At 71.5% G+C, this 20,256-nt stretch carries 20 protein-coding genes; 7 read left to right on the top strand and 13 right to left on the bottom strand.

The features are described from left to right. Positions 1–150: 150 nt before the first annotated feature. Positions 151–1,077, bottom strand: a complete 927-nt coding sequence (locus AB0B64_RS54315; RefSeq protein ID WP_357956916.1) for an RNA polymerase sigma-70 factor — start codon at positions 1,075–1,077, stop codon at positions 151–153. A 198-nt stretch (positions 1,078–1,275) separates the two neighbouring features. On the opposite strand from AB0B64_RS54315, the gene AB0B64_RS54310 reads away from it, so the two are divergent. Then, entirely contained in the window at positions 1,276–1,761 is a 486-nt protein-coding gene (locus AB0B64_RS54310) for a carboxymuconolactone decarboxylase family protein (RefSeq protein WP_357956918.1), read from the top strand. Between the two features lie 100 nt (positions 1,762–1,861). Beyond that, a complete protein-coding gene (locus AB0B64_RS54305; protein ID WP_358201945.1) occupies positions 1,862–3,196 on the top strand; it encodes an FAD-binding oxidoreductase in 1,335 nt (444 codons plus the stop codon). A gap of 38 nt (positions 3,197–3,234) precedes the next feature. Here AB0B64_RS54305 and AB0B64_RS54300 read toward each other — a convergent pair whose 3' ends face one another. Continuing rightward, positions 3,235–4,095, bottom strand: a complete 861-nt coding sequence (locus AB0B64_RS54300) for a helix-turn-helix transcriptional regulator (protein WP_357956922.1) — start codon at positions 4,093–4,095, stop codon at positions 3,235–3,237. 128 nt (positions 4,096–4,223) lie between these two features. Here AB0B64_RS54300 and AB0B64_RS54295 point away from each other — a divergent pair, with 128 nt between their 5' ends. Beyond that, positions 4,224–5,219 (top strand): aldo/keto reductase, encoded by a 996-nt coding sequence (locus AB0B64_RS54295; protein ID WP_357956924.1) that lies wholly within the window; start codon positions 4,224–4,226, stop codon positions 5,217–5,219. Positions 5,220–5,238: 19 nt separating this feature from the next. Here the strand turns inward: AB0B64_RS54295 and AB0B64_RS54290 are convergent, their stop codons facing one another. From AB0B64_RS54290 to AB0B64_RS54260, 7 genes are all read right to left on the bottom strand, one after another. After that, a complete protein-coding gene (locus AB0B64_RS54290; protein WP_357956926.1) occupies positions 5,239–5,454 on the bottom strand; it encodes a helix-turn-helix transcriptional regulator in 216 nt (71 codons plus the stop codon). Continuing rightward, positions 5,454–6,059: a DUF2975 domain-containing protein gene (locus AB0B64_RS54285; RefSeq protein ID WP_357956928.1), complete on the bottom strand. Its 606-nt coding sequence runs from the start codon at positions 6,057–6,059 to the stop codon at positions 5,454–5,456. The genes AB0B64_RS54290 and AB0B64_RS54285 overlap by 1 nt, the downstream gene beginning before the upstream one ends. A 33-nt stretch (positions 6,060–6,092) precedes the next feature. Beyond that, positions 6,093–7,481: a serine hydrolase domain-containing protein gene (locus AB0B64_RS54280; protein ID WP_358201928.1), complete on the bottom strand. Its 1,389-nt coding sequence runs from the start codon at positions 7,479–7,481 to the stop codon at positions 6,093–6,095. A gap of 73 nt (positions 7,482–7,554) precedes the next feature. Further along, positions 7,555–8,613, bottom strand: a complete 1,059-nt coding sequence (locus AB0B64_RS54275; protein ID WP_357956933.1) for a winged helix DNA-binding domain-containing protein — start codon at positions 8,611–8,613, stop codon at positions 7,555–7,557. A gap of 173 nt (positions 8,614–8,786) precedes the next feature. Continuing rightward, on the bottom strand, positions 8,787–9,584 hold the full coding sequence (locus tag AB0B64_RS54270) for an alpha/beta hydrolase (protein WP_358201923.1): 798 nt from the start codon (positions 9,582–9,584) through the stop codon (positions 8,787–8,789). A gap of 77 nt (positions 9,585–9,661) precedes the next feature. Beyond that, on the bottom strand, positions 9,662–10,897 hold the full coding sequence (locus tag AB0B64_RS54265) for an RNA polymerase sigma factor (protein ID WP_358201917.1): 1,236 nt from the start codon (positions 10,895–10,897) through the stop codon (positions 9,662–9,664). A 35-nt stretch (positions 10,898–10,932) separates the two neighbouring features. Further along, positions 10,933–11,271: a YciI family protein gene (locus AB0B64_RS54260; RefSeq protein WP_357956939.1), complete on the bottom strand. Its 339-nt coding sequence runs from the start codon at positions 11,269–11,271 to the stop codon at positions 10,933–10,935. Positions 11,272–11,416: 145 nt separating this feature from the next. On the opposite strand from AB0B64_RS54260, the gene AB0B64_RS54255 reads away from it, so the two are divergent. Beyond that, the gene (locus tag AB0B64_RS54255) at positions 11,417–11,872 is read left to right on the top strand and encodes a pyridoxamine 5'-phosphate oxidase family protein (protein ID WP_358201910.1); all 456 of its coding nucleotides are present in this window, start codon (positions 11,417–11,419) and stop codon (positions 11,870–11,872) included. Between the two features lie 38 nt (positions 11,873–11,910). Here AB0B64_RS54255 and AB0B64_RS54250 read toward each other — a convergent pair whose 3' ends face one another. Next, the gene (locus AB0B64_RS54250) at positions 11,911–12,492 is read right to left on the bottom strand and encodes a TetR family transcriptional regulator (protein ID WP_358201907.1); all 582 of its coding nucleotides are present in this window, start codon (positions 12,490–12,492) and stop codon (positions 11,911–11,913) included. Between the two features lie 119 nt (positions 12,493–12,611). On the opposite strand from AB0B64_RS54250, the gene AB0B64_RS54245 reads away from it, so the two are divergent. Beyond that, the gene (locus tag AB0B64_RS54245) at positions 12,612–13,277 is read left to right on the top strand and encodes a GNAT family N-acetyltransferase (RefSeq protein ID WP_358202015.1); all 666 of its coding nucleotides are present in this window, start codon (positions 12,612–12,614) and stop codon (positions 13,275–13,277) included. Here the strand turns inward: AB0B64_RS54245 and AB0B64_RS54240 are convergent. Beyond that, a complete protein-coding gene (locus AB0B64_RS54240; RefSeq protein ID WP_357956945.1) occupies positions 13,261–13,659 on the bottom strand; it encodes a hypothetical protein in 399 nt (132 codons plus the stop codon). The genes AB0B64_RS54245 and AB0B64_RS54240 overlap by 17 nt on opposite strands. Position 13,660: 1 nt before the next feature. After that, complete coding sequence (locus AB0B64_RS54235; RefSeq protein ID WP_358201902.1) at positions 13,661–14,206, bottom strand: dihydrofolate reductase family protein; 546 nt, start codon at positions 14,204–14,206, stop codon at positions 13,661–13,663. A gap of 146 nt (positions 14,207–14,352) precedes the next feature. Between AB0B64_RS54235 and AB0B64_RS54230 the strand changes: the two genes are divergently transcribed. Continuing rightward, complete coding sequence (locus AB0B64_RS54230; RefSeq protein WP_358201897.1) at positions 14,353–16,110, top strand: RNA ligase family protein; 1,758 nt, start codon at positions 14,353–14,355, stop codon at positions 16,108–16,110. Continuing rightward, complete coding sequence (locus AB0B64_RS54225; protein WP_358202009.1) at positions 16,110–19,019, top strand: poly(A) polymerase; 2,910 nt, start codon at positions 16,110–16,112, stop codon at positions 19,017–19,019. The genes AB0B64_RS54230 and AB0B64_RS54225 overlap by 1 nt, the downstream gene beginning before the upstream one ends. Positions 19,020–19,058: 39 nt before the next feature. Here AB0B64_RS54225 and AB0B64_RS54220 read toward each other — a convergent pair whose 3' ends face one another. Next, complete coding sequence (locus tag AB0B64_RS54220) at positions 19,059–20,246, bottom strand: CU044_5270 family protein (RefSeq protein ID WP_358201892.1); 1,188 nt, start codon at positions 20,244–20,246, stop codon at positions 19,059–19,061. Positions 20,247–20,256: the final 10 nt, after the last annotated feature.

Below are 20,256 nucleotides of genomic sequence, written 5' to 3'. Positions count from 1 at the left end.
CTCCCCGGCGACCAGCACCGACGGAGCCCCGAACTCGGTCAACCAGATCGCTCGCATAGATCGTCAGGGGTGCGGTGCTAGGTTATAACTCGCACGCGACTCATTATGAGATTTGAATGTCTCATTATGGATGGTCTGGGTACGACCGGCTCAGCGGCTCACCGTGGTCTCCCACTCCATGTGCGACAGCTTCTCGGGATTGCGTACGGCATAGAGCCCGGTGATGAGGCCGTCGTCGATGCGTACCGTCACGACGGTGTCGATCGCGCCGTCGAGCCGGACGATCAGTGCCGGGTGGCCGTTGACCTGGGCCGGCTGCAGCAACGCCACAGGGGTGAGGTTGCCCAGCACGTGGGCCACCTGGTCGGCCCCCACGACGGGCGCCAGCGCGGCCTGCTTGAGTCCGCCACCATCTGTCAGGAGGACGACGTCCGGCGCGAGGATGTCGAGCAGGCGCTGCAGATCGCCCGTTTCGATCGCCCTCTGAAACGCCTTGATCGCGGCTCGGGTCTCGGTCGGGGAGACAATGTCGCGTGGCCGGCGCGCGGCGACGTGCCCCCGTGCCCGGTGGGCGATCTGGCGGACCGCGGCCGGGCTCTTGCCGACGGCGTCGGCGATCTCGTCGTAGTCCAGATCGAACACCTCGCGCAGCACGAACACCGCCCGCTCGGTCGGCTGAAGCGTCTCCAGCACCAGCAGCATCGCCGTCGAGACGCTGTCGGCCAGTTCGACGTCCTCGGCGACGTCGGGCGCGGTCAGCAGCGGCTCGGGCAGCCAGGGGCCGACGTAGGACTCCTTGCGGCGGCCGAGCGTACGCAGCCGTTTCAGCGCCTGCCGGGTGGTGATCCGGACCAGGTAGGCACGCTGTTCCCGTACCGTGCCGAGGTCGACGCCCGCCCACAGCAACCACGTCTCCTGCAGGACGTCCTCGGCGTCGGCGGCCGAGCCGAGCATCTCGTAGGCGACCGTGAAGAGCAGGTTGCGGTGGGTGAGGAACACCTCGGTGGCGGGGTCCACGTGGCTGTCACGAACGAGGGGCCCTGCCGCGTCCGTCGGTTTCTCGTTGTGCTCGCTCATCGCTGCTTCCTGCCTGTTCGTTCTCGACCGTGGCGTGCATGAGATCCCGGTAACCCCCGCTTTGTGACACCGACGATCGGTGATGCACGTCACATCACTCCGCTGTCACAAGGATCTGGTCGCCGGGATCTTCTTGTTCGCCAGGACGCCGCGCCAACGATTGACGCGGCACGTACCACCACGAATGAGGACCACATCATGGAACAGCGTATGGATCTGATGGCCAACGAGCTCGGCGCCAAGATCGCCAAGCGCATCTACAACGTCGCCCTGGCGATCCAGCAGTCGCCGCTCCCCCAGGCCACCCAGGACCTGGTGATGCTGCGCGCCAGCCAGATCAACGGCTGCGGTTTCTGCGTCGACTACCACACCAAGGACGCCACGGCCGCCGGGGAGAGCGCGGTCCGGCTCCACCTGGTCGCCGCCTGGCGCGAGTCCACCGTGTTCACCGAGGCCGAGCAGGCCGCGCTGGCGCTCACCGAGGAGGGTACCCGGCTCGCCGACACCCACCACGGCGTGTCCGACGACACCTGGGCCCAGGTGCGCAAGCACTACGACGACGACCAGATCGTCGCGCTGGTCTCCGTGATCGCCATGATCAACGCCAACAACCGGCTCAACGTGATCGTGCGCAACCCGGGGGGCTCCTACCAGCCCGGCATGTTCGACGGCATGGCGAACTGACCGGCAGGCCGATCCCCGCCGGTCCGGGATCCCCCCATCCGGGCCGGCCCGGGCACCTCACCACCCCCTCCTCCGGGGCGACTATCTCTGAAGGAATGTCATGAGTCTTGAAACCCTTCGCCGTGACTTCGGCGGCGACATCATCGAACCGGGCGCGGCCGAGTATCCATCGGCCAGCCGCTCGATATTGGCTTCCGGCAGCCCGGCCTACGTTCTGCGGCCCAAGAGCGTCGAAGACGTCCAAGCGGGTGTCAGATTCGCCGCCGGCGCGGGGCTTTCGCTGTCCGTACGAGGCGGCGGCCACAGCTTCGCGGGCTTCGGCACCCTGGACGACGGCGTCGTGATCGACCTCGGCAAGCTCGCGAACGTCGAGGTCATCGACAAGGAACGGCACCTCGTACGGATCGGCGGCGGCGCCACCTGGGGTCAGGTCGTGGCCGCGCTGGCCCCGCACGGCCTGGCGATCTCCTCGGGCGACACCAAGGGCGTCGGTGTCGGTGGGCTGACGTTGAGCGGTGGCATCGGCTGGAAGGTCAGGAAGTACGGCCTCGCGCTGGACAACCTGGTCACCGCCGAGGTCGTCACGGCCGGCGGACAGGTCGTACAGGCGAGCGAGGAGGAGAACCCGGAGCTGTTCTGGGCGATTCGCGGTGGCGGCGGCAATTTCGGGATCGTGACCGCCTTCGAGTTCGCGGCCCACCCGACGACGGACATCTTCTACGGCAAGATCAGCTTCCCGGCGTCGGAGGCGGCCACCGTGCTCCAGGGCTGGGCGGACCACCTGCGCACCGCCCCCGAAGAGCTCACCTCCGTCGCGGAGTTCGCCAATCCCTTCGCGGGCGGGCCCGAAGCGCCGCTCGAGATCCGCCTCGCCTTCGACGGCGATGACCCGGATCTCGCGGCACGGGCCATCGACCCGATCCGGCGGCTCGGCACGGTGATCGGCGACGATGTCGCGCTGAGACCGTACGCGGACGCGCTCGTGGACGCCGCCACCCCGCCGCCGGGCATCCAGCTGGTGACCCGAAGCGCGTTCGTCGACCAGGCATCGGTGCCCGATGTCCTTCGGATGCTTGTCGAGGTCGGGGCAGCGCAGGGGTCGCCGTTCATCGCCGTTCGCAGCGTCGGCGGCGCGGTGTCCCGAGTCCCCGACGATGCCACCGCCTACGCGCATCGCCAGGCGGAGTTGATGATCGTGACCACCATCCTGGGGCCGCAGCCGGTCGTCGAGGCCGCGCGTCCCGCTCTGGACGCGGTCTGGGCGAGACTCGCGCCTCACCTCAGCGGCGCCTACGCCAACTTCCTCACTTCTGCCGGCGAGGAGGATGTCGCCGCGATCTATCCGACACGGACCTACGAGCGGCTCGCGGCGGTCAAGCGTCAGTACGACCCCGGCAATCTGTTCGCCCGCAACCACAACGTCCGGCCTCAGTAGGCCCGGCGCCAGACAGCGGCATGCTCTGATCGGCCGCTTTACCGTGCGGGCGTGCCCGTTGCCCTCGTGGGGAACTCTTCGATACCGAGCACCCGCAGCAGCTCCAGCCGTTCGCGGGTCTCGGCGTCCGCCGGGGTGAGCACCAGCAGCTCCTGCCCCTGGTCGGGAGTGACCAGCGTCTCGCAGTTCATCGCCAGGCGGCCCACCCGCGGGTGCAGCATGGTCTTGCGGTCGGCGCGCCGGACCGCCACCTCGTGCTCGGCCCAGAGCCGCCGGAAGTCGGCGCTCGCGGCCCGCAAACGGTCAAGGAGCCCGGCGACCGTGGGGTCGCCGGAGCGGCGGCCGGCGGTCGCGCGCAGGTCGGCCACGAGCTGACGGGAGTGACGCTCCTGCTCCTCGGGCGGGCAAACGGCGCGCGCGGCCGGCTCGGTGAACCAGCGGTATGCGACATAGCGCCGGTCGCCGGAGAAGCCGGTGTGGTCGCCCATCAGCAGGACGTCCGCCCGGTTCTGGGCAAGGACCTCGCCCAGGTCCGACAGCACCAGGGCCGGGGTGTCGCCGAGCAGGTCGAGCATGCGCATCAGGCCGGCGCGAGCCAGGCGGGCCACCCCGTCGGCGGGCGGGGGCCGGTGGCCGGCCAGGTGGAACAGGTGGTCGCGCTCGTCGTCGGACAAGCGCAACGCCCGGGCCAGCGCGCCGAGCAGCTGGGTCGAAGGCTGACTGCTGCGGCCCTGCTCGAGACGTACGACATAGTCCACCGACATGCCGGCGAGCATCGCCACCTCTTCCCGGCGCAGCCCGGCGGCGCGGCGGCGAGGGCCGTCGGCGAGCCCCACCTCGGCCGGGCGGATCGCCTCCCGGCGGCGGCGCAGGAAGTCGGCGAGCTGGTCACGTTGCATGACCCCATGGTCTCTCACGGCGGCCGAGCCGAGCCAGGGAGCGGCTCTCCCACGATGAACGCTCCGCTCCCGCTCGTCCCGGCCAGGGCCCAAGGTTGGGGACGACATCGAGAACGAGGGAGAACGTGATGCAGATGCGAACCCTGGGCCGCACCGGACCGGCCGTTTCCGCGCTGGGCCTGGGTGCGATGGGCATGTCGGGCGCGTACGGCACGTCCGACCGCACGGAGAGCATCGCCACCGTGCACGCCGCGCTGGACAGCGGCCTCACACTGATCGACACCGGCGACTTCTACGCCATGGGCCACAACGAGTCGCTGCTGGCCGAGGCGCTGCGCGGCCGCGATCGCGACAGCTACGCGCTGAGCGTCAAGTTCGGCATGCTGCGAGGGCCGGGCTCGGAGTTCGGCGGGCATGACTGCCGTCCCGAGGCGGTGAAGAACTTCCTGGCCTACTCGCTGACCCGGCTGGGCACCGACCACATCGACATCTACCGTCCCGCCCGGCTGGACCCGGCGGTACCGATCGAGGAGACGGTAGGCGCGATCAAGGAGATGATCGACGCCGGATACGTGCGCCACATCGGGCTCTCAGAGGTCGACGCGGCGACGATCCGCCGGGCGCACGCCGTGCACCCGATCGCCGACCTGCAGATCGAGTACTCGCTGATCTCCCGCGCGGTGGAGGCGGACGTGCTGCCCACACTGCGGGAGCTCGGCATCGGCCTGACCGCGTACGGGGTCCTCGCCCGCGGCCTCATCTCCGGGCACTGGGCGGCCGGCCACACCGCCGGCCCCGGTGACAGCCGCGGCTTCAGCCCGCGCTTCTCCAGCGGGAACGTGGAACACAATCTCGTCCTCGTGGAGGCCCTGCGCCGGGTCGCCGAGGCGAAGGGCCGCACCGTCGCCCAGCTGGCCATCGCCTGGGTGGCCGCGCAGGGCGCGGACATCGTGCCGCTGGTCGGCGCTCGTACCCGCGAGCGGCTGGCCGAGGCGCTGCCCGCGATGGAGGTGAACCTCACCGCGGACGACCTCGCCGAGATCGAGAAGGCGGTGCCGCTGGGCGCGGCCCGCGGCGACCGGTATCCGTCCGCGTTCATGTCCTATCTCGGCGTGGGCAACTGAGTCCGACTCTCCGGCTGGGCTACGACCGCTCGTAGGTGATCAGGTCGCCCGGCTGGCAGTCGAGCGCGTCGCACAGGCGCATGAGCGTGGAGAAGCGGATCGCCTTGGCGTGGCCGTTCTTGAGGATCGACAGGTTGACGACGGTGATCTGGACCCGGTGCGACAGCTCGGTGAGCGTCATGCCGCGTTCTTTGAGCACGTCGTCCAGTCGTACGCGGATGGACGGCTCGGCCATCAGATGGTGGCCTCGACCTCTTCGAGGAGGGCGACGCCGCGCCGGACGATCTCCGACACGCCCAGCACCGCCACTCCCGTCACGACCCCGGCCAGCACCTCACCCACCTCCAGGTGGAACGGGTAGCTCTTGGCCAGCAGCAGCGAGGAAAGGATCGGCTCGGCCACCATGCCGAGCGCGCCCGTGGCGAGCGAGCCGATGATCAGGATCCAGCCGAGGCGGCGCAGGTGGGCGGCGGTGACGGCGGAGAACAGCGCCCTGTCCCCCGACCTGGCCCGGCGTATCGCGCGCACGACGGTGAACAGGGCCAGCAGAGTGGTCGCGACACCCGGTCCCCACAAGAGCAGGTAGAGCAGGCCGACGAGTGGCGCGGCGCCCTGGAGGCCGACGGTCACGTCGGCGCTCGCGCCGGAGATCGTGGCGTCGGGCGCCGCCATGCCCGCGACCGGCACGTCGTAGACGTGCAGCGGGACGCCCACGCCGTTGGGCGTGCCGAAGAAGGCCATCATGAAGGTGAAGGCCAGCAGCGCCAGGGCGCCCAGGCAGCTGATGATCAGCGAGAAGGTCAGCAGGATCTCGAGTCGGTTGAGCCACTTCGTAGACATAACGATAATCGTAAATAACGAAAGTCGTTATGTCTACTTGGTCGCACCTCTCCAGAGGCGCGCGACCACCAGCGCCGTCCCCGCCGCCGCGGCCGTCACCAGCCAGATCATGAACGTCGGGTAGAGGTAGACCACCTGGATCCAGGAAATGTCGCTGCCTCGGGCGAGCACCCGGAAGACCGGGGCGATGGCCGTACACAGGATGAGCGGGCACAAGTACGGCAGCAGCCGCCATCGCTGCCAGCCCGTCCGGCGGGCGGCCCAGCGCCGGGAGCGGGTGATCCCACGCACCGCCAGCGCGACGGTCGCCAGCGTCAGCAGCGTGAACACAATGTCGGTGGCCAGGAAGGGAGAGGAGGGCGCCTCCGGCCGCCGGCCCTCGATCAGGGCGACCAGGCCGTCCATGAGCGCGGCGCTGTCGGCGAAGGCCATGCCGGTGTTGGCCATGACCGCCACGCCGTAACCGGACCCGGGCATCAGCAGTTGCTGGGCGGTGGAGGTGAACAGGTCGCCGCCGTGGCGTACGACGGGGGTGCCGCCCGCGGTCCGGTCGAGTTCCCAGCCGAGGGCGTAGTCCGGGTTCTGGACCGAGGGCGTGCGCATCTCCTTGACGCTCGCGGGAGACAGGATGCCGCCGTCGCTGTTCTGGGCGATCAGCCAGCGGGCCATGTCGTTGGCGCTGCTGAGCACGCCGCCGGAGCCGTTGCCGAACCCGGGCGGCTCCGGCACGGCGATCGCCTGGCCGAGGAGGTAAAGGTGGCCCCGGGCGCTGCCCGGCAGGTCGCGATCGGTGTCGATCGTGCTGCTGTTGCGCATGCCGAGCGGCGTGAACACGTGCGTCTTGAGGTAGCCCGCGAACGGCTCGCCGCTCACCACCTCGACCAGCCGGGCGGCGACCTGGTAGTTGGTGTTGTGGTAGCTGTAGGCGGTGCCGGGCTTCGAGGCGAGCCGCGCGTCTTTGAGCCGGCGCACCGAGCCCTGGAGCGTGTCGGGCTGGGGCAGGCTCTTCTCGTGGAAGGCCGAGTCGGCCATGCCCGACGTCTGGTTGAGCAGCTGGCGCACTGTGATCTCGGCCGCCCGGGGATCGGCCATCTGGAACTCGGGCAGGTAACCGCGAACCGGCTTGTCGAGCTCGACCCGGCCCTTCTCCACCAGTTGCAGGACGGCCAGCGAGGTGAAGGACTTGCTGAGCGACGCGAGCGCCATGGGGGTGTCGGCGGTCACGGGCTCGCCGGTAGCGGTTCGGCCATAGCCCGCGGCATGGACGACCCGCGTCCCCTTGGTGACCACCACCGCCACGCCCGGCAATCCGGTCGCTTCACGATATTGGGCGATGAACCCGTCGATCGAGGCGGGGGTTGGTGGGGCGGGAAGCGCGGGAAGTACGGCCAGGAAGAGCGCCGCGAGAGTATTCAGAAGCACCCGTCAACGCTAGGGACCGCGCCCGCCGCGGCACATCGCGGAAACCCTCATCATCCCTTACGGAAAACCGCCATCAGATCCCTCTGACCTCGCCGGCCTGGCCCGGTTCGGCGAAAGCGAGCAGCCCGGCCGCCTCCTCCCGGATCTCCTGGGCCTGCCCCGGCGAGACCGGCGCGAACATCTCGACGCTCACCACCCGCTTGTCCCGCTTCCATACCCCTTGGACGAACCCGTCGACGAGGACCGTCCCGAGCACCTGCCCGTTGATGGTGATGACGCGCTTGCGATGTTCGTCGGAGATGATCCGCGTGCGGTCAGCATGGCTGAGCAGCACGTTGTCGAACGGCGCCAGCAGCCGCACCGGCGCCTCCACCTCCGGGCCCGGCCGGGGCGCGTCCGGCAGGTCGAACAGCCCCTTGTCCAGCTCGACCAGTCGTGGACGCAGCCGTTCGACCACCTCGCGCAGTCCGGTCAACCCCGACCACGCCTGTACGTCGGCCACGGTCGCGGGCCCGAACGCGGCCAGGTAGCGCACGACCAGCTCCTCCAGCGACGGCGAGGGATGCAGCTCGCGGCCCAGCCACGACTCGGCCGTCGCGTACGCGGTCTGCCCGGCCTTGCCCCACACCGCCCTGGGCGGTACCTGGACCAGCGGCGCCAGGAGGCGCATGACCTGCGCCAGGTCGGCGGCGTTCGTGCCGGGGAAGCGCCCGGTCAGCAGCGTTCCGAGCTTGGCCGCGGTGAGGGGTGCGCCGGTCAGCGCCTCGCGGCCCGCCTCGACGACCGCCGCCAGGTCCAGATCCGCCAGCTGCCGGCCGTACGCGCTGTGCAGGTATTTGGCGAGCAGCGGCTGCGTCAGCGGCCGTAACGTCAGGCAGTCGGCGGCGCTGACCAGGTGGACGGTGCCGCGCATGAGCACGATCCGCACCGCCTCACGCCCGGTCAGCAGCCCCGCCAGCTCCTCCGGCCGAAACCCCGCCAGGCGCGACCAGAGCCCGAAGTACGGCGGGAACGGCGCCTGCGCCTGCAGGCCGACCAGGTGCTCCACCGCCTGTATCGCCGGCATCGCGTGCCGCTGGAGCAGGAGTTGCCTGGCCAGCGTGGCCCGGTTGAGCTCCCTGGCAGTGATCATCGGGCCGTCCCGTCCAGCAGGTCCTTGGGCATCAGGCGATCATAGGGTGGGCCGGTACTGGATCGATGGTCAGCCCTGCCACGATGAGCCCTGTCGAGGTCGAAGCGCCGACCTGCCCGCTACCACGCGCCGACGTGCTGCTGCCCACGCGCCTGCTGCCCGATGGGCCGCCGTCAGGTGGGATCGCTGAGGAACTCCCGCAGCACCGGGGCGAGCACCTGCGGATCCACATCGTGCGTCTGACCCTCCAGCGTGCGGTGCCGCCCCTCCGGAAGCGCGGCGGCCAGGCGCCGCGCCATGTCGCGCATCCACGCCGGACCGGCCCCGCCGTCGGCCACCAGGACGGGCACGCCCACCTTGGCCGCCAGCTCCACGGGCAACGCGCCGCCCGTGGAGCCGTTGCCCATCACGGCCGCGTCGTAGGCGAGGGTGGGCGCCAGCGCCTCCAGCGCGGGCCACATCGGCGCGCCCCGCATCCGGCCGATCAGCTCCGCCGGCAGCCCCACCGTGGTCATGAACAGCGCGACCGCCTCCCCACGCCGCCCCGCGCTCAGCAGCTCGGTCAGCTCGGCCTCGTAGGCGCGGGCCCGCGCCAGCCGGTCCGCCTCGTCGGGACTGTAGGGCGGCTCGAACAGCGCCAGCCTGGTGATCGCCACCCCCTGGGCGGCCGCCCGCAGCGCCAGCGCCGCCCCCGAGGACATGCCGTACACCGCCGCGGCCCCACCGGCCTCGGCGATGACCGCCGCCAGGTCCTCCACCTCGCGGTCGACCTGGTACGGCGCCGTGTCGCCACTGTCTGCCCGCCCGCGCCGGTCATAGGTGAAAACGGTGAAGTACGGCGCCAGCAGCGCGGCCAGCGGCGCACCCGTCGAGCGGTCGCAGAGCGCGCCGGTCACATAGACAAGCGCCGGGCCACTGCCCGACCGGTCGTACGCGATGCGGGTGCCGTCGGCTGAGAGCACGGTGTGCATGAGACTCCTTCTTTCCCTTGCCGGTCATCTCGCCTCACCGACGAACGGGACAAGCCGGAACCGACACCCGCCCTCCCTCAGCTGACCTCGGCCAGCCGTCCGGCCAGATAGCGGCGTTCGGAGTCGTTGGCGGACAGGTCGAGCGCCTGCCGGTAGGCGTCGGCCGCCTCGCCGTCGCGTCCCAGACGTCGCAGCAGGTCGGCGCGCGTCGCCGGCAGCAGGTGGTAGCCGTCCAACTCGCCCGACTCCGCCAAGCCGTCCACCAGCGCCAGCCCGGCCAGGGGGCCATCGGCCATGCCCACGGCCACCGCCCGGTTCAGGCGTACCACCGGGGAGGGGACAAGTAGGGCGAGCCGGTCGTACAAGGCGACGATCTGCGCCCAGTCGGTGTCGGCGGCCTTGGCCGCGGTGGCGTGGCAGGCCGCGATGGCCGCCTGCACCTGGTACGCGCCGGGACGGCCCTCGAGCAGCGCCCGCTCCAGGATCTCGGCGCCCTCCGCGATCTCGCCGGTGTCCCAGCGGCCGCGGTCCTGGTGCTCGAGGGTCACCAGCACACCGGCGGCGTCCACCCGGGTGGCCCGCCGGGCGTCGTGCAGCAGCATCAGCGCCAGCAGCCCGCGTATTTCCGGCTCCCCGGGCATCAGCCGCGCCAGCACCCTGGCCAGGCGGATGGCCTCGCCGCACAGATTGCGCCGCACCAGATCGGCGCCCGCGCTGGCCGAATATCCCTCGTTGAACAGCAGGTACACCACGCCCAGCACAGCCGTCGTGCGCTCGGGCAGCAGGTGAGCGGGCGGCACCCGGTAGGGAATGCCCGCGTTGCGGATCTTCGACTTGGCCCTGACCAGGCGCCTGGACATCGTCTGCTCCGTGACCAGGAACGCCCGCGCGATCTCGGCCGTCGTCAGCCCCGCCAGCGTACGCAGGGTCAGCGCCACCTGCGCCTCCAGGGCGAGCGCGGGATGGCAGCAGGTGAACATCAACCGCAGCCGGTCATCACCTAGCCCGCTCTCGTCGCCATTCCCCTCACCATCCCGGGCGTCGAGCAGGGCCAGCTGCCGCAGCTTCTCGGCCCCCACGGCGTCGCGGCGCAGCCGGTCGAGCGCGCGGTTGCGGGCCGTCGTGGTCAGCCACGCGCCCGGCCGCCGCGGCACTCCGTCGCGCGGCCACCGTTCGAGCGCCGCGGCGAAGGCGTCCTGCGCGCACTCCTCGGCCAGGTCCCAGTCGCCGGTCATCCGGATGAGCGTGGCGACGACCTGCCCCCACTCCTGCCGGAACGCGGTCGCGACCGCCGCGGTGACCTGGTCCGTCACGGTCGCCAGAATGGCCTGGTCGCGATCTGTGCCTGTCACGGTTGCCAGACCGGCCGGATCTCGATCTGTCCGACGCGCGCCCACGGATGGGCGGCGGCCAGCTCGATGGCCTCGTCGAGGTCGGCGCAGTCGATCACGCTGAACCCGCCGATCTGGTCCTTCGTCTCGGCGAACGGCCCGTCGGTCAGCAGGACCTCTTCACGGCGTACGCGCAACGTCGTCGCGTCACTGCTGGGCCGCAGCCCCATCGCACCCCGCAGGATCCCGCGGCGCTCCATGTCCTCGGTCCAGCCGCCGCAGCCGACCATGTCCGGATCCTGCCCGGCGACCGTCTCGTCGGACACGTCGCTGCACAACATCAACACGTAACGCACCGGTCCTCCTCGGGATGGTGGGATGGCGGGATTCCGGCCCATCTCAGTCTGCCAGGGTCGCCCCTGTGGGCAGCGCGGAGAAGCGGCTGTCGGGTCGTTCTGTAGGGTCAAGCATCGATCTGGAGCATGAAGGGACCCACTACCGATGAGCGACTCGCCCCGTACCCTGCATCAGCGCAAGCAGGACACCCTCGACCGGCTCGCCCAGGACGTCGACGCCTGGGTGGCCACGGCCGATGGCGAAGGCGGGACGCCCTACATGGTGCCGCTGTCCTTCCTCTGGGACGGCGCCACCCTGCTCATCTCCACCCCGGCCGCCAGCCCCACCAGCCGTAACCTTCAGGCCACCGGCAAGGTCCGTCTGGGCATCGGCCCGACCCGCGATGTGGTCCTCATCGAGGGAAGCGTCCAGACGGTCCTGGCCGGCGAGCTCTCCGACCAGCTCGGTGACGCCTTCGCCGCCAAGACCGGCTTCGACCCGCGCCGGCTCAGCAGCCCCTACCTCTATTTCCGGATCCAGCCCCAGCGGCTGCAGGCCTGGCGCGAGGCCGACGAGCTGGAGGGCCGCGACCTCATGCGTGACGGACACTGGCTCGGCTGACGCGCGGCTGACGCGCCGCCTGGGCCTGGAACCAGTGGCTAACGTCCGGGGCCGGGCAGGACGCGTTCGACCACGTCGGTGACCAGGTCGTGGATCTGGCTCTCGGGAAAGACGTCGGGCAGCGTGAGCCGTTCGAGGATCAGCCAGTTCAGGGCCAGGTAGAGCAGGACCACGGTGGTCGCGTCGCCGGGCAGGCCGGACTCCGTGTGGGCGGTGATGTTGGCGTCGACGTCGGCGCGGATGCGTTCGGTGAGCAGGCGGCGCAGCTCGGGGCGGCGAGTGGCCTCCAGGCGGAGTTCGAGCAGGGCCAGGTAGCCGGAGCGGAACTGGCTGATCCGGTCCACCAGGTCGTGCATGAGCTCGGTGACCCGGTCGCGGTCGCGCGGTCCCTCCAGCGCGGCGGCCACCATCGTGGCCTCGGGCTCCAGCCGTTCGTAGAAGCGGTGACCGACCTGGGTGAGCAGGTCATCGCGGTTGTCGAAGTAGTTGGAGGCCGTGCCGTTGGGTACCCGCGCCTCGACGTCGACGGCACGGAAGGTCAGCCCGCGCGCCCCTTCGCGGGCCAGTACCTCGATGGCGGCGTCAAGGAGCGCCGCCCGTCGTGCCGGGTTCTGCCGCATGCGTATCTCCTGGATCGGAATTCAAACCACTCCGATCATAGTACTAAGCTGGAGATACGTGAATTTCGTTCACCTGAATTCGAGAACGGTACCCAGATATAACGAGGACCGTGACTCGCATGCATTCGCCCACCACGCCGCCCGGCTGGTTCATCGCCCGGCTTCATCTCGGGGATGAGCGGGGGGTCGCGGCGGCCGCCGCCGTCGTCAACGCCGCTCTCGGCCACGGCGTGCTCACCGTCGACCGGCTCCTGCGGCACATGCGCGATGACGAGAGGGTGCAGTTCCTGGCGGCCTTCCCGCAGGGGTCGATGACGCCGGTGGGAGCGGCCCTGGCCCAGGTGATCGACGATGAGGAATATCGCGCGTTCATCGCCCCGATGCCACAAGGGATCCTCTCCGCCGCGCCGCCGTCCGCCGACGGCCGCCGGGTCGGCATCCTGAGCACCATGGCCGTGGTGCCGTCGGTGCGCCGTCGTGGCCTCGGCACCGCCCTCGCCCTCCAGCGCACGGCCTGGCTGAGGGAGCGGTGCACCGAGGCGTACGCGATGGTGTGGCTACGCGACCGGCCCGGGCGCGCCGACGGGGTGCTGAAGGCGGCCGGCTGGGAGCCGGTGACCACCGTCCGCCGATACTGGGAACAGGCCTCGGTGGTGGGCGACTGCCACTGCCACCGGTGCGGCTCGCCCTGCCGCTGCGACGGCCTGCTGATGCGCCTGCCCCCCGCGCCGACCGGCACCTCTGAGTGGGCCTCCTGGCCCCCCGGGGCTACCGGCCACCGGTGAAAGGCGGCTCGCCTTCCTTGAGCGGACGGAAGCGCAGCGCCGACCAGACCTCGTCCACGGCCACCTGCCCGTTCGGCCGCAGGTCGTACTCGGCGACGATGGGCCAGAGCGTGTCGCGGTTGATGTCGGCCTTGTTGCCCTTCGGGTAGGCCACCCACAGGGCCGCGGGCCGAGCCAGTCGATCGCGGTGCTCGTCGAGGAGCCGGCGGACCGCGGCGGCGTCGGCGGCGAACAGCACCGCCACGCCCGCCTCGCCCAGGTCGTCGACGTGCCGCGCGCCCTCGGGCAGCGGCTCGACGAGCGGGCGGTGCTCGTCGTCGGAGATCCAGACGGCGGTCCGCGGCTTGACGAGCAGCTTGTCGGCGACGGTCTTGGTAGCCATGTCACGCCCTGCCGTAGGTGAGGGAGAGGACGCCGGTGCTGAGCGTCCGGGAGTCGGCCAGCTGGAGCGGGATCTGCCCGGTGCCCTCCTCGAACAGGCGCTTGCCGGAGCCGACCACGATCGGGTGGACCAGCAGGCGCAGCTCGTCGAGCAGGCCGTCGGCCAGCAGCGACCGGACCAGGGCTGCGCTGCCGGTGATGCCGATGTCCTTGCCGGGCCGCTCCTTGAGCTCGGTCAGACCGGCCACGACGTCACCCTTGATGATCGTCGTGTTCTGCCACTCGGCGGTGTCGAGGGTGTTGGTCACGACGTATTTGGGCGTGTTGTTCATGCGGTCGGCGAACGGGTTGTCGGCCGGGTCCTGGTGCGGCCAGTGGGCGGCGAACTCCTGATAGGTCTGCCGTCCCAGGAGCATGGCGTCGGACTGCTCCATCTGCGAGCCGACGATCTCCCCCATCTCATCGTTGAAGTAGGGGAAATGCCACTTCTCCGGGGACTCCACGACGCCGTCCAGGGAGATGAACAGGCCCGCCACGATCTTTCTCATCGCTGTGCTCCTTGTCTGAGGTGTCCTCAGCCTCCCACCGAAAAATATAATTGTCAAGAATCCTGCAATGGTCGGCAGGCGTTTATTCGATGGAGGCGCTTTCTTGCCGCTTGTACAGTGATCCACAGCTGTCAGGGGGAGGGATCATGCGCGCGCACTATCCGCGCACTCCTCATTTGCCCTGGTCGCCTGGGGTGACGCCGGACGACGTTCGCGCGGGAGACCTGTCCGGGCTGCGCGGGCGCGAGGTCGTGGTCACGGAGAAGCTCGACGGCGAGAACACCACCCTCTATACGGACGGGATGCACGCCCGGTCGCTGGACTCGGCCCACCATCCCTCCCGGGCGTGGGTCAAGGCCCTGCAAGGGCGGATCGGTGGCCGGATCCCGGCGGGTGTGCGGGTGTGCGGGGAGAACATGTACGCCCGGCACTCCATCGCCTACCAGGAGCTGGACAGCTGGTTCTACGGCTTCTCGGTCTGGGACGACGACCGCTGCCTGGACTGGGACCGCACGGTCGCCTTCCTGCGCGGCCTGGGGATTCCGGTCCCGCCGGTGCTGTGGCGCGGTGTCTTCGACGAGCGGGCACTGCGGGGACTGCGGCTGAACCCGGAGCGGCAGGAGGGCTACGTGGTGCGGGCCGTCGAAGGATTCGGGCGGGCGGAGTTCGCGGGGCGGGTGGCCAAGTGGGTGCGCCGGGGGCACGTCCAGACCGGTACGCACTGGATGCACGCGACCGTCGTACCCAACACCCTTGGCCCGGGTGCGGCCCTGTGGTCGGTGCGTTCGGGCGCGGACTGCGAGGTGAGCGCGCTGCTGGCCGCGGTGGACCTCGCCCCAGCCGAAGCAGAGCACATCGCCCCGGAGGCGGTGGCCGAGGTGTCGGCTCGGCTGGACGCGATCGGCCGGTCCGGGGACGCCCGGCTGGCGGGCGTGCTGGCCACGGTGCTGCACTCCGTACCGCGGGCCCGGTTGGCGGCCCGGCTGGCCAGGCCGCTGGGCATGCGGCTGGCACGGCGGGTCGCGGATCTGACCGGGCTGCACGGCACGCTGGGCCGGCCGTACCCGGACGAGGAGCGGCGGGCCGGGCTGGGACGCATGGCGTTGGCCGCCGATCTGGGGGTGCTGCACGCCGTGGCGGCGGCGCGCGTGGACGATGAGGCTGACCATGAACGTGAGCAGGTCGAATGGTCGGCCCTGTACGCCGAGGACGCCGGGCTGCTCGGGCCCGATCCGCTGGAGCCGTTGCGGGCCGGTCTGCGCGAGGCGTTGGCCGGCCTCGGCGGGGAGGCGGCCGAGCGCTGCTGGGCGGAGGCGCGCGACGCCTGGGCCAGGGGAAAGGTCACCACGGTTGAGGAGGCCGTGGCGGCGACCTGGCGGTGGCGGTCGGGGCGGTTCCCCCGGCTGGTACATCTGGTCGGACCGTCAGGCAGCGGTAAGAGCACGTTCGCGGCCGGTCTGACGAAGACGGACGCGTTGCGGGAGGCCGACGGGGCCGCGTACCTGTCGCTGGACGATCTGCGTGCCGCCAGAGGCTCGCGGGCGAACCAGCGGGCCAACCGGGAAGTGCTCGGCGAGGGGCTGGACCGCCTCGATGCCGCCCTGGCGGCCGGTGGCACCGTGGTATGGGACGCCACCTCGCTCAATCAGCACCAGAGTTCCCTGGTCCACGCCGTGGCGCGCCGCCGCGCCGCGCTGACGACGCACGTGGTCGCGCTGGTGGAGGCGGACGAACTGCACCGGCGCAACGCCCGCCGCGCCCATCCGGTGCCGCCGCACGTGCTGGACGATCAGGTGCGCCGGTACGTCCCGCCGTATCCAGGTCAGGCCCATCACACCTGGTACGTCGGAGCGTCCGGGACCGTCGACGACGTGGACGGCGCCTTGGAAGGGGAAGAGGCGTGATGCGTACCAGCGAGGAGATCTACCACTGGGTCCGCTGGGACCCCCGCTTCGACCCCTCGCGTTTCGTGCTCGGCGTCGGCCAGCGGGACGCCGCCCCCAAGCGCATCCCGCTGCCCACTTTCGTACCCGGCGGCGACGTCCCGTGGCACCGGGTGCTGTTCGTCGAGGCGGACGGCGAGCTGATCTGGGACCGCGCCACCGGACTGGACCGGATCGACACCTGCGACGCGGGCCGGGTACGCGCCCCGCGCCGCCTGCGCGCGCCCGTCTTCAGCGCCAGAACCCCGCACACGTGGGACCCGGCCGCCGGCTGGCGGCCCGGCTCGGGGCAGGAAGCGGCGCGGGCGTCCACAGGTGCGGCCGTGCGCGTCCTGACCTGGAACACCCTGTGGGACCGCTACGACAGCGACCGCATCGACACCGCGCGGCGCCGTCCCCTGCTGCTGGCGGCGCTGGAAGCGGCCGACGCCGACGTCATCGCGCTGCAGGAAGTCGAGCCCGCGCTGCTGTCGCTCCTGCTGGCCGCCCCATGGGTGCGGGCCCGCTACACCGTCGGCACCGACCCGGGCGGCGAGGACATCGCCGACAGCGGGTTGCTGCTGCTCAGCCGACTGCCCGTACGGGAGGCGGCCTGGCACCGGCTCGGCCCGCACAAGGCGGTCGCCGCCCTCGCGACCGAGACGGCCGCCGGCCCGCTCGTCGTCGCCACCACCCATCTGACCAGCGACCACACCGCCGACGGCGCGGCGCGGCGGCGGGCCGAGCTCGCCCGGATCGCCGAAGGGCTGGCCGGCGTCGAGGGTGACCTGGTCCTGATGGGCGATTTCAACGACGGCACGGACGTCCCCGCGTCGGCGCTGGGGCTGCGCGACGCCTGGACGGAGGCGTACGGGCCCGGCGACGACACGCCCACCTTCGACCCGCGCGCCAACCCGCTGGCGGCGCTGTCCTCGCTGTCCGGGCGGGCCGCCCGGCTGGACCGCGTGCTGGTGCGCGGCCGCTCCCGGACCGTCGCGGCCGTCCTGCGCGGAGACAGCCCCGATCCCGGTGGGCTGTACGTCTCCGACCACTACGGGGTGGAGGCCGTCCTTGACGTCACGGGCAGCGCGCCCGCCGGGGTGCTGGACATGGCGCCGACCGCGCGTACGGCGGTGGCCTGGATTCCGCCGGAGGAGCTGTGGGCACCCATTCAGGCGGTGCGCCGGACGCACGATCCGCAGGTGCACCGGTGGCCGCCGCACGTCAACCTGCTCTTCGGGTTCGTACCGGAGTCGGCCTTCGACGCGGCGGCGCCGCTGCTGGCCGCGGCGGCCGCTGAGGTCCAGCCGTTCGCGGTACGGCTGGAGGGGATCCGCTCCTTCCGGCACCGCCAGGACGCGACCGTCTGGCTCGACCCGGCCGCCGCCGACCCCGCCCCATGGGCCCGCCTGCGCCAGGTCCTCCACCAGCGCTTCCCCCGCTGCGTGGGCCGCGCGGAGGGCTTCACACCGCACCTGACCCTGGGCCGCGTGAACGCGCCCGACCATGCGGGCATCCGGCTCGACGCGATGACCGCCCGCGTCGGGGCCGTCGTGCTGCTGTCGCGGCGCGGGGACGAACCCATGCGCCCGCGCGCGGTGATCACCCTGGGTACGGGCGAACTCCGCTGGCTGCCCGAACCCACCGTCCCCGAGCGCACTGCCGGCGCGCCCGCGCTGGTGGAACCCACCTCGCCCGAGCCTGCTGCTGCCGCGCCCCAACTCGTACCCGAGCCCACCTCCGCCCCGTCCGCGCTCGACCCCGAGCCTGTTCCGGACCTGGACGGCCTGGCCGATCGCGTCACTCGCCGACTGGCGGAGGCGCTGCGCCCCGGGATCGTGCACGTCGCGGGCTCCCGACGTATGGGCTGCGCGCTCCCCGCAGCCGACTTGGACCTGGTGGCGGCACTCCCCGACGGGGAAGAGCCCGGCCTGGACGTGGCGGCGCGGGTGCGGGCGGCGCTGCCTGAGGCCGTCCGGCTGCGGCAGGTGGTCGGCGCACGGGTGCCGGGCCTGCGCCTGCGAGTGTCCGGCCTGGACGTGGACCTGATCGTGGTGGCAACCGGCCAGTTCCCTCCGGCGCAGCTGGTGTCCCGCCGCGCCGAACTGGGTGAGGCGGCGGCCATCGCCCTGAGCGCCGTCAGCGACGCGGACGCGATCCGCGCCGCGGTAGGCGCCGCGCACGAGCGTTTCGCCCGCCTCGCCCGCCGGGTGAAGGCGTGGGCTCGGGCGAAGGGCCTGGACGCGGCCCCGTTCGGTGGCTTGCCCGGTCTGGCTTGGACGGTGCTGGCCGCCCGCACCGTCCTCGATGCCGCAGACGGATACGACACCGATCTCCTACGTCACTTCTTCAGCACGTGGGCCGCCTGGGACTGGCACGAACCGGTCACCCTCACCCCCGCCGCCAACCCGCCGACCCCCACCACGATGATGGTGATGACGCCCAGCGCTCCCGTACGCAACTGCGCCCGCCACGTCACCTCCGGCGGCCTGGACCTGCTCACCCGGGAGCTCTACCAGGCATGGGAGCTCACGGAGAGCGGCCGGTTCACGGAGTTGCCCGCCCCGCCGCCCCTTCACCGCCGTCACGTGGCCTGGGCGGTGCTGACCGTACGCTCCGACCGCCCCGAGGAGCTCGACGCGGTGCTCGGCCGCGTCAGAGGGCGCATGCTGGAGTTGCTCACCTGCCTGGAAGAGGCCGGGGTGCCGGACGTACACGCCTGGCCGCGCCCGTTCGAGCGCGGCCCCCGACAGGCCCGCTACGCGATCGGCCTGGGCCACACGCCTCCGCAGGCCACCCAGCTCAGCGAGATCACCGGCCGATGGGCCAGGCACATGTCCGGCGTCACGGTCGAACGGGCCGAGGGCGGCGCCGTACCGACCCTGAGCTAGAGGCCCGCATCTGCCCCCATGCGGGCCTCGACACTCACGTCAGGCCGGGACGTCCCCCAGGCGGTCGGCCCAGCCCATCCGCTCCAGCGCCACCCGCAGGAGCGGCTGCCCCTTCTCCACGACCTCGTACTGCAGCAGCTCGGCGGTGTCCTCATTGATGATCATCCGGAACTCCACCCCGTCGTCCCCCGCCGTCGAGAGGGCGACCCCGGTACGCCCCACCGCGTCGGTGACCCGGCCCCGAGAGGTGATGCCGTCCTGGCCGGCCAGCACCTTGAACAGGGCGGAGCGGGTGCCGGGCGTGATCGGCGCGGTCATCAGGTCCACGCCCGTCTGCCACAGGTAGACGCCTCTGTCGAGCCGGGCGCTGTTGGGGCTCTGCTTGAACAGGGTGTCCAGGCGGCGCCGCAACGCGTTCTCGTCGGTGGGCAGCCGCGCGATGTTCTGGATCGTCAGAGTCGGGTTGTCGATCGACAGGATCCGCTCGCTGCTGTCGTCGCGAGTGGTGGGCCGCTTCTCCGTCAGGGCGGGTGAGCCGGCGGCCTTCCAGTCGGCCTCGTCCTGCGGGGAGCCGAAGGTGACGCTCACGTCCGGGTCTCGTACGAAGCGGCTGGCCGCGCCCGGCTTCATCGCGCGCCAGGTGTCCTGTGTGTCGGTGGTGAACGCCAGGTACGGAAGCTCGGACTGCTTGAGCTCAGTGATCTTCCCGGTGATCTCCTTGCGCAGGGCGGCGAGCTCGCCCGGCTTGTCCTTGAGCTCTTTCTCCTTCCGCTGCTGCTCGGCCAGCAGGGCCTTGACCTGGGTCAGGTAATCGCCCGGCACGACGTGCACCTTCGCGAAGGTGCGCTCGCGGAGGTACCAGTAGCGGCCGGACGTGGCCGGCTCACGCACCGCGGTCGCGGCCGCCGCGAGCAGGAACGTGCGGGCGTCCACCGGTTTGTCCGCGATCGCGGTCCGCGCGGTGCGCGGCAGGGTGGGAGATGTGGTGGCGGTCGGGGGCGCGGTGCTTGAGCCGGTCACGACGATCACGGCCGCCGCGGCCACTCCGGCCGCGGCCGTGCCCGCGACCAGCAGGAACGGGGCCCGGATCCGGCGCCGGGACGGGCGCGCGGAGCGGGGCGTCCGGAAGGCGGCGGCCAGGTCGGCCGCGCGGCGCCGCCGGTGGGCCTCTTCTGTCATCTCGTCCAGGTCCATCGGCTTGAGCTGGGCGAACAAGCGGTCGGTCATATCATTCTCC

It is taken from the genome of Nonomuraea sp. NPDC049129 (assembly GCF_040648495.1).
Taxonomy (GTDB): Bacteria; Actinomycetota; Actinomycetes; order Streptosporangiales; family Streptosporangiaceae; genus Nonomuraea.
Note: the sequence above shows the minus strand (reverse complement) of the source record. Positions and strands in the feature narration are given on the sequence as shown.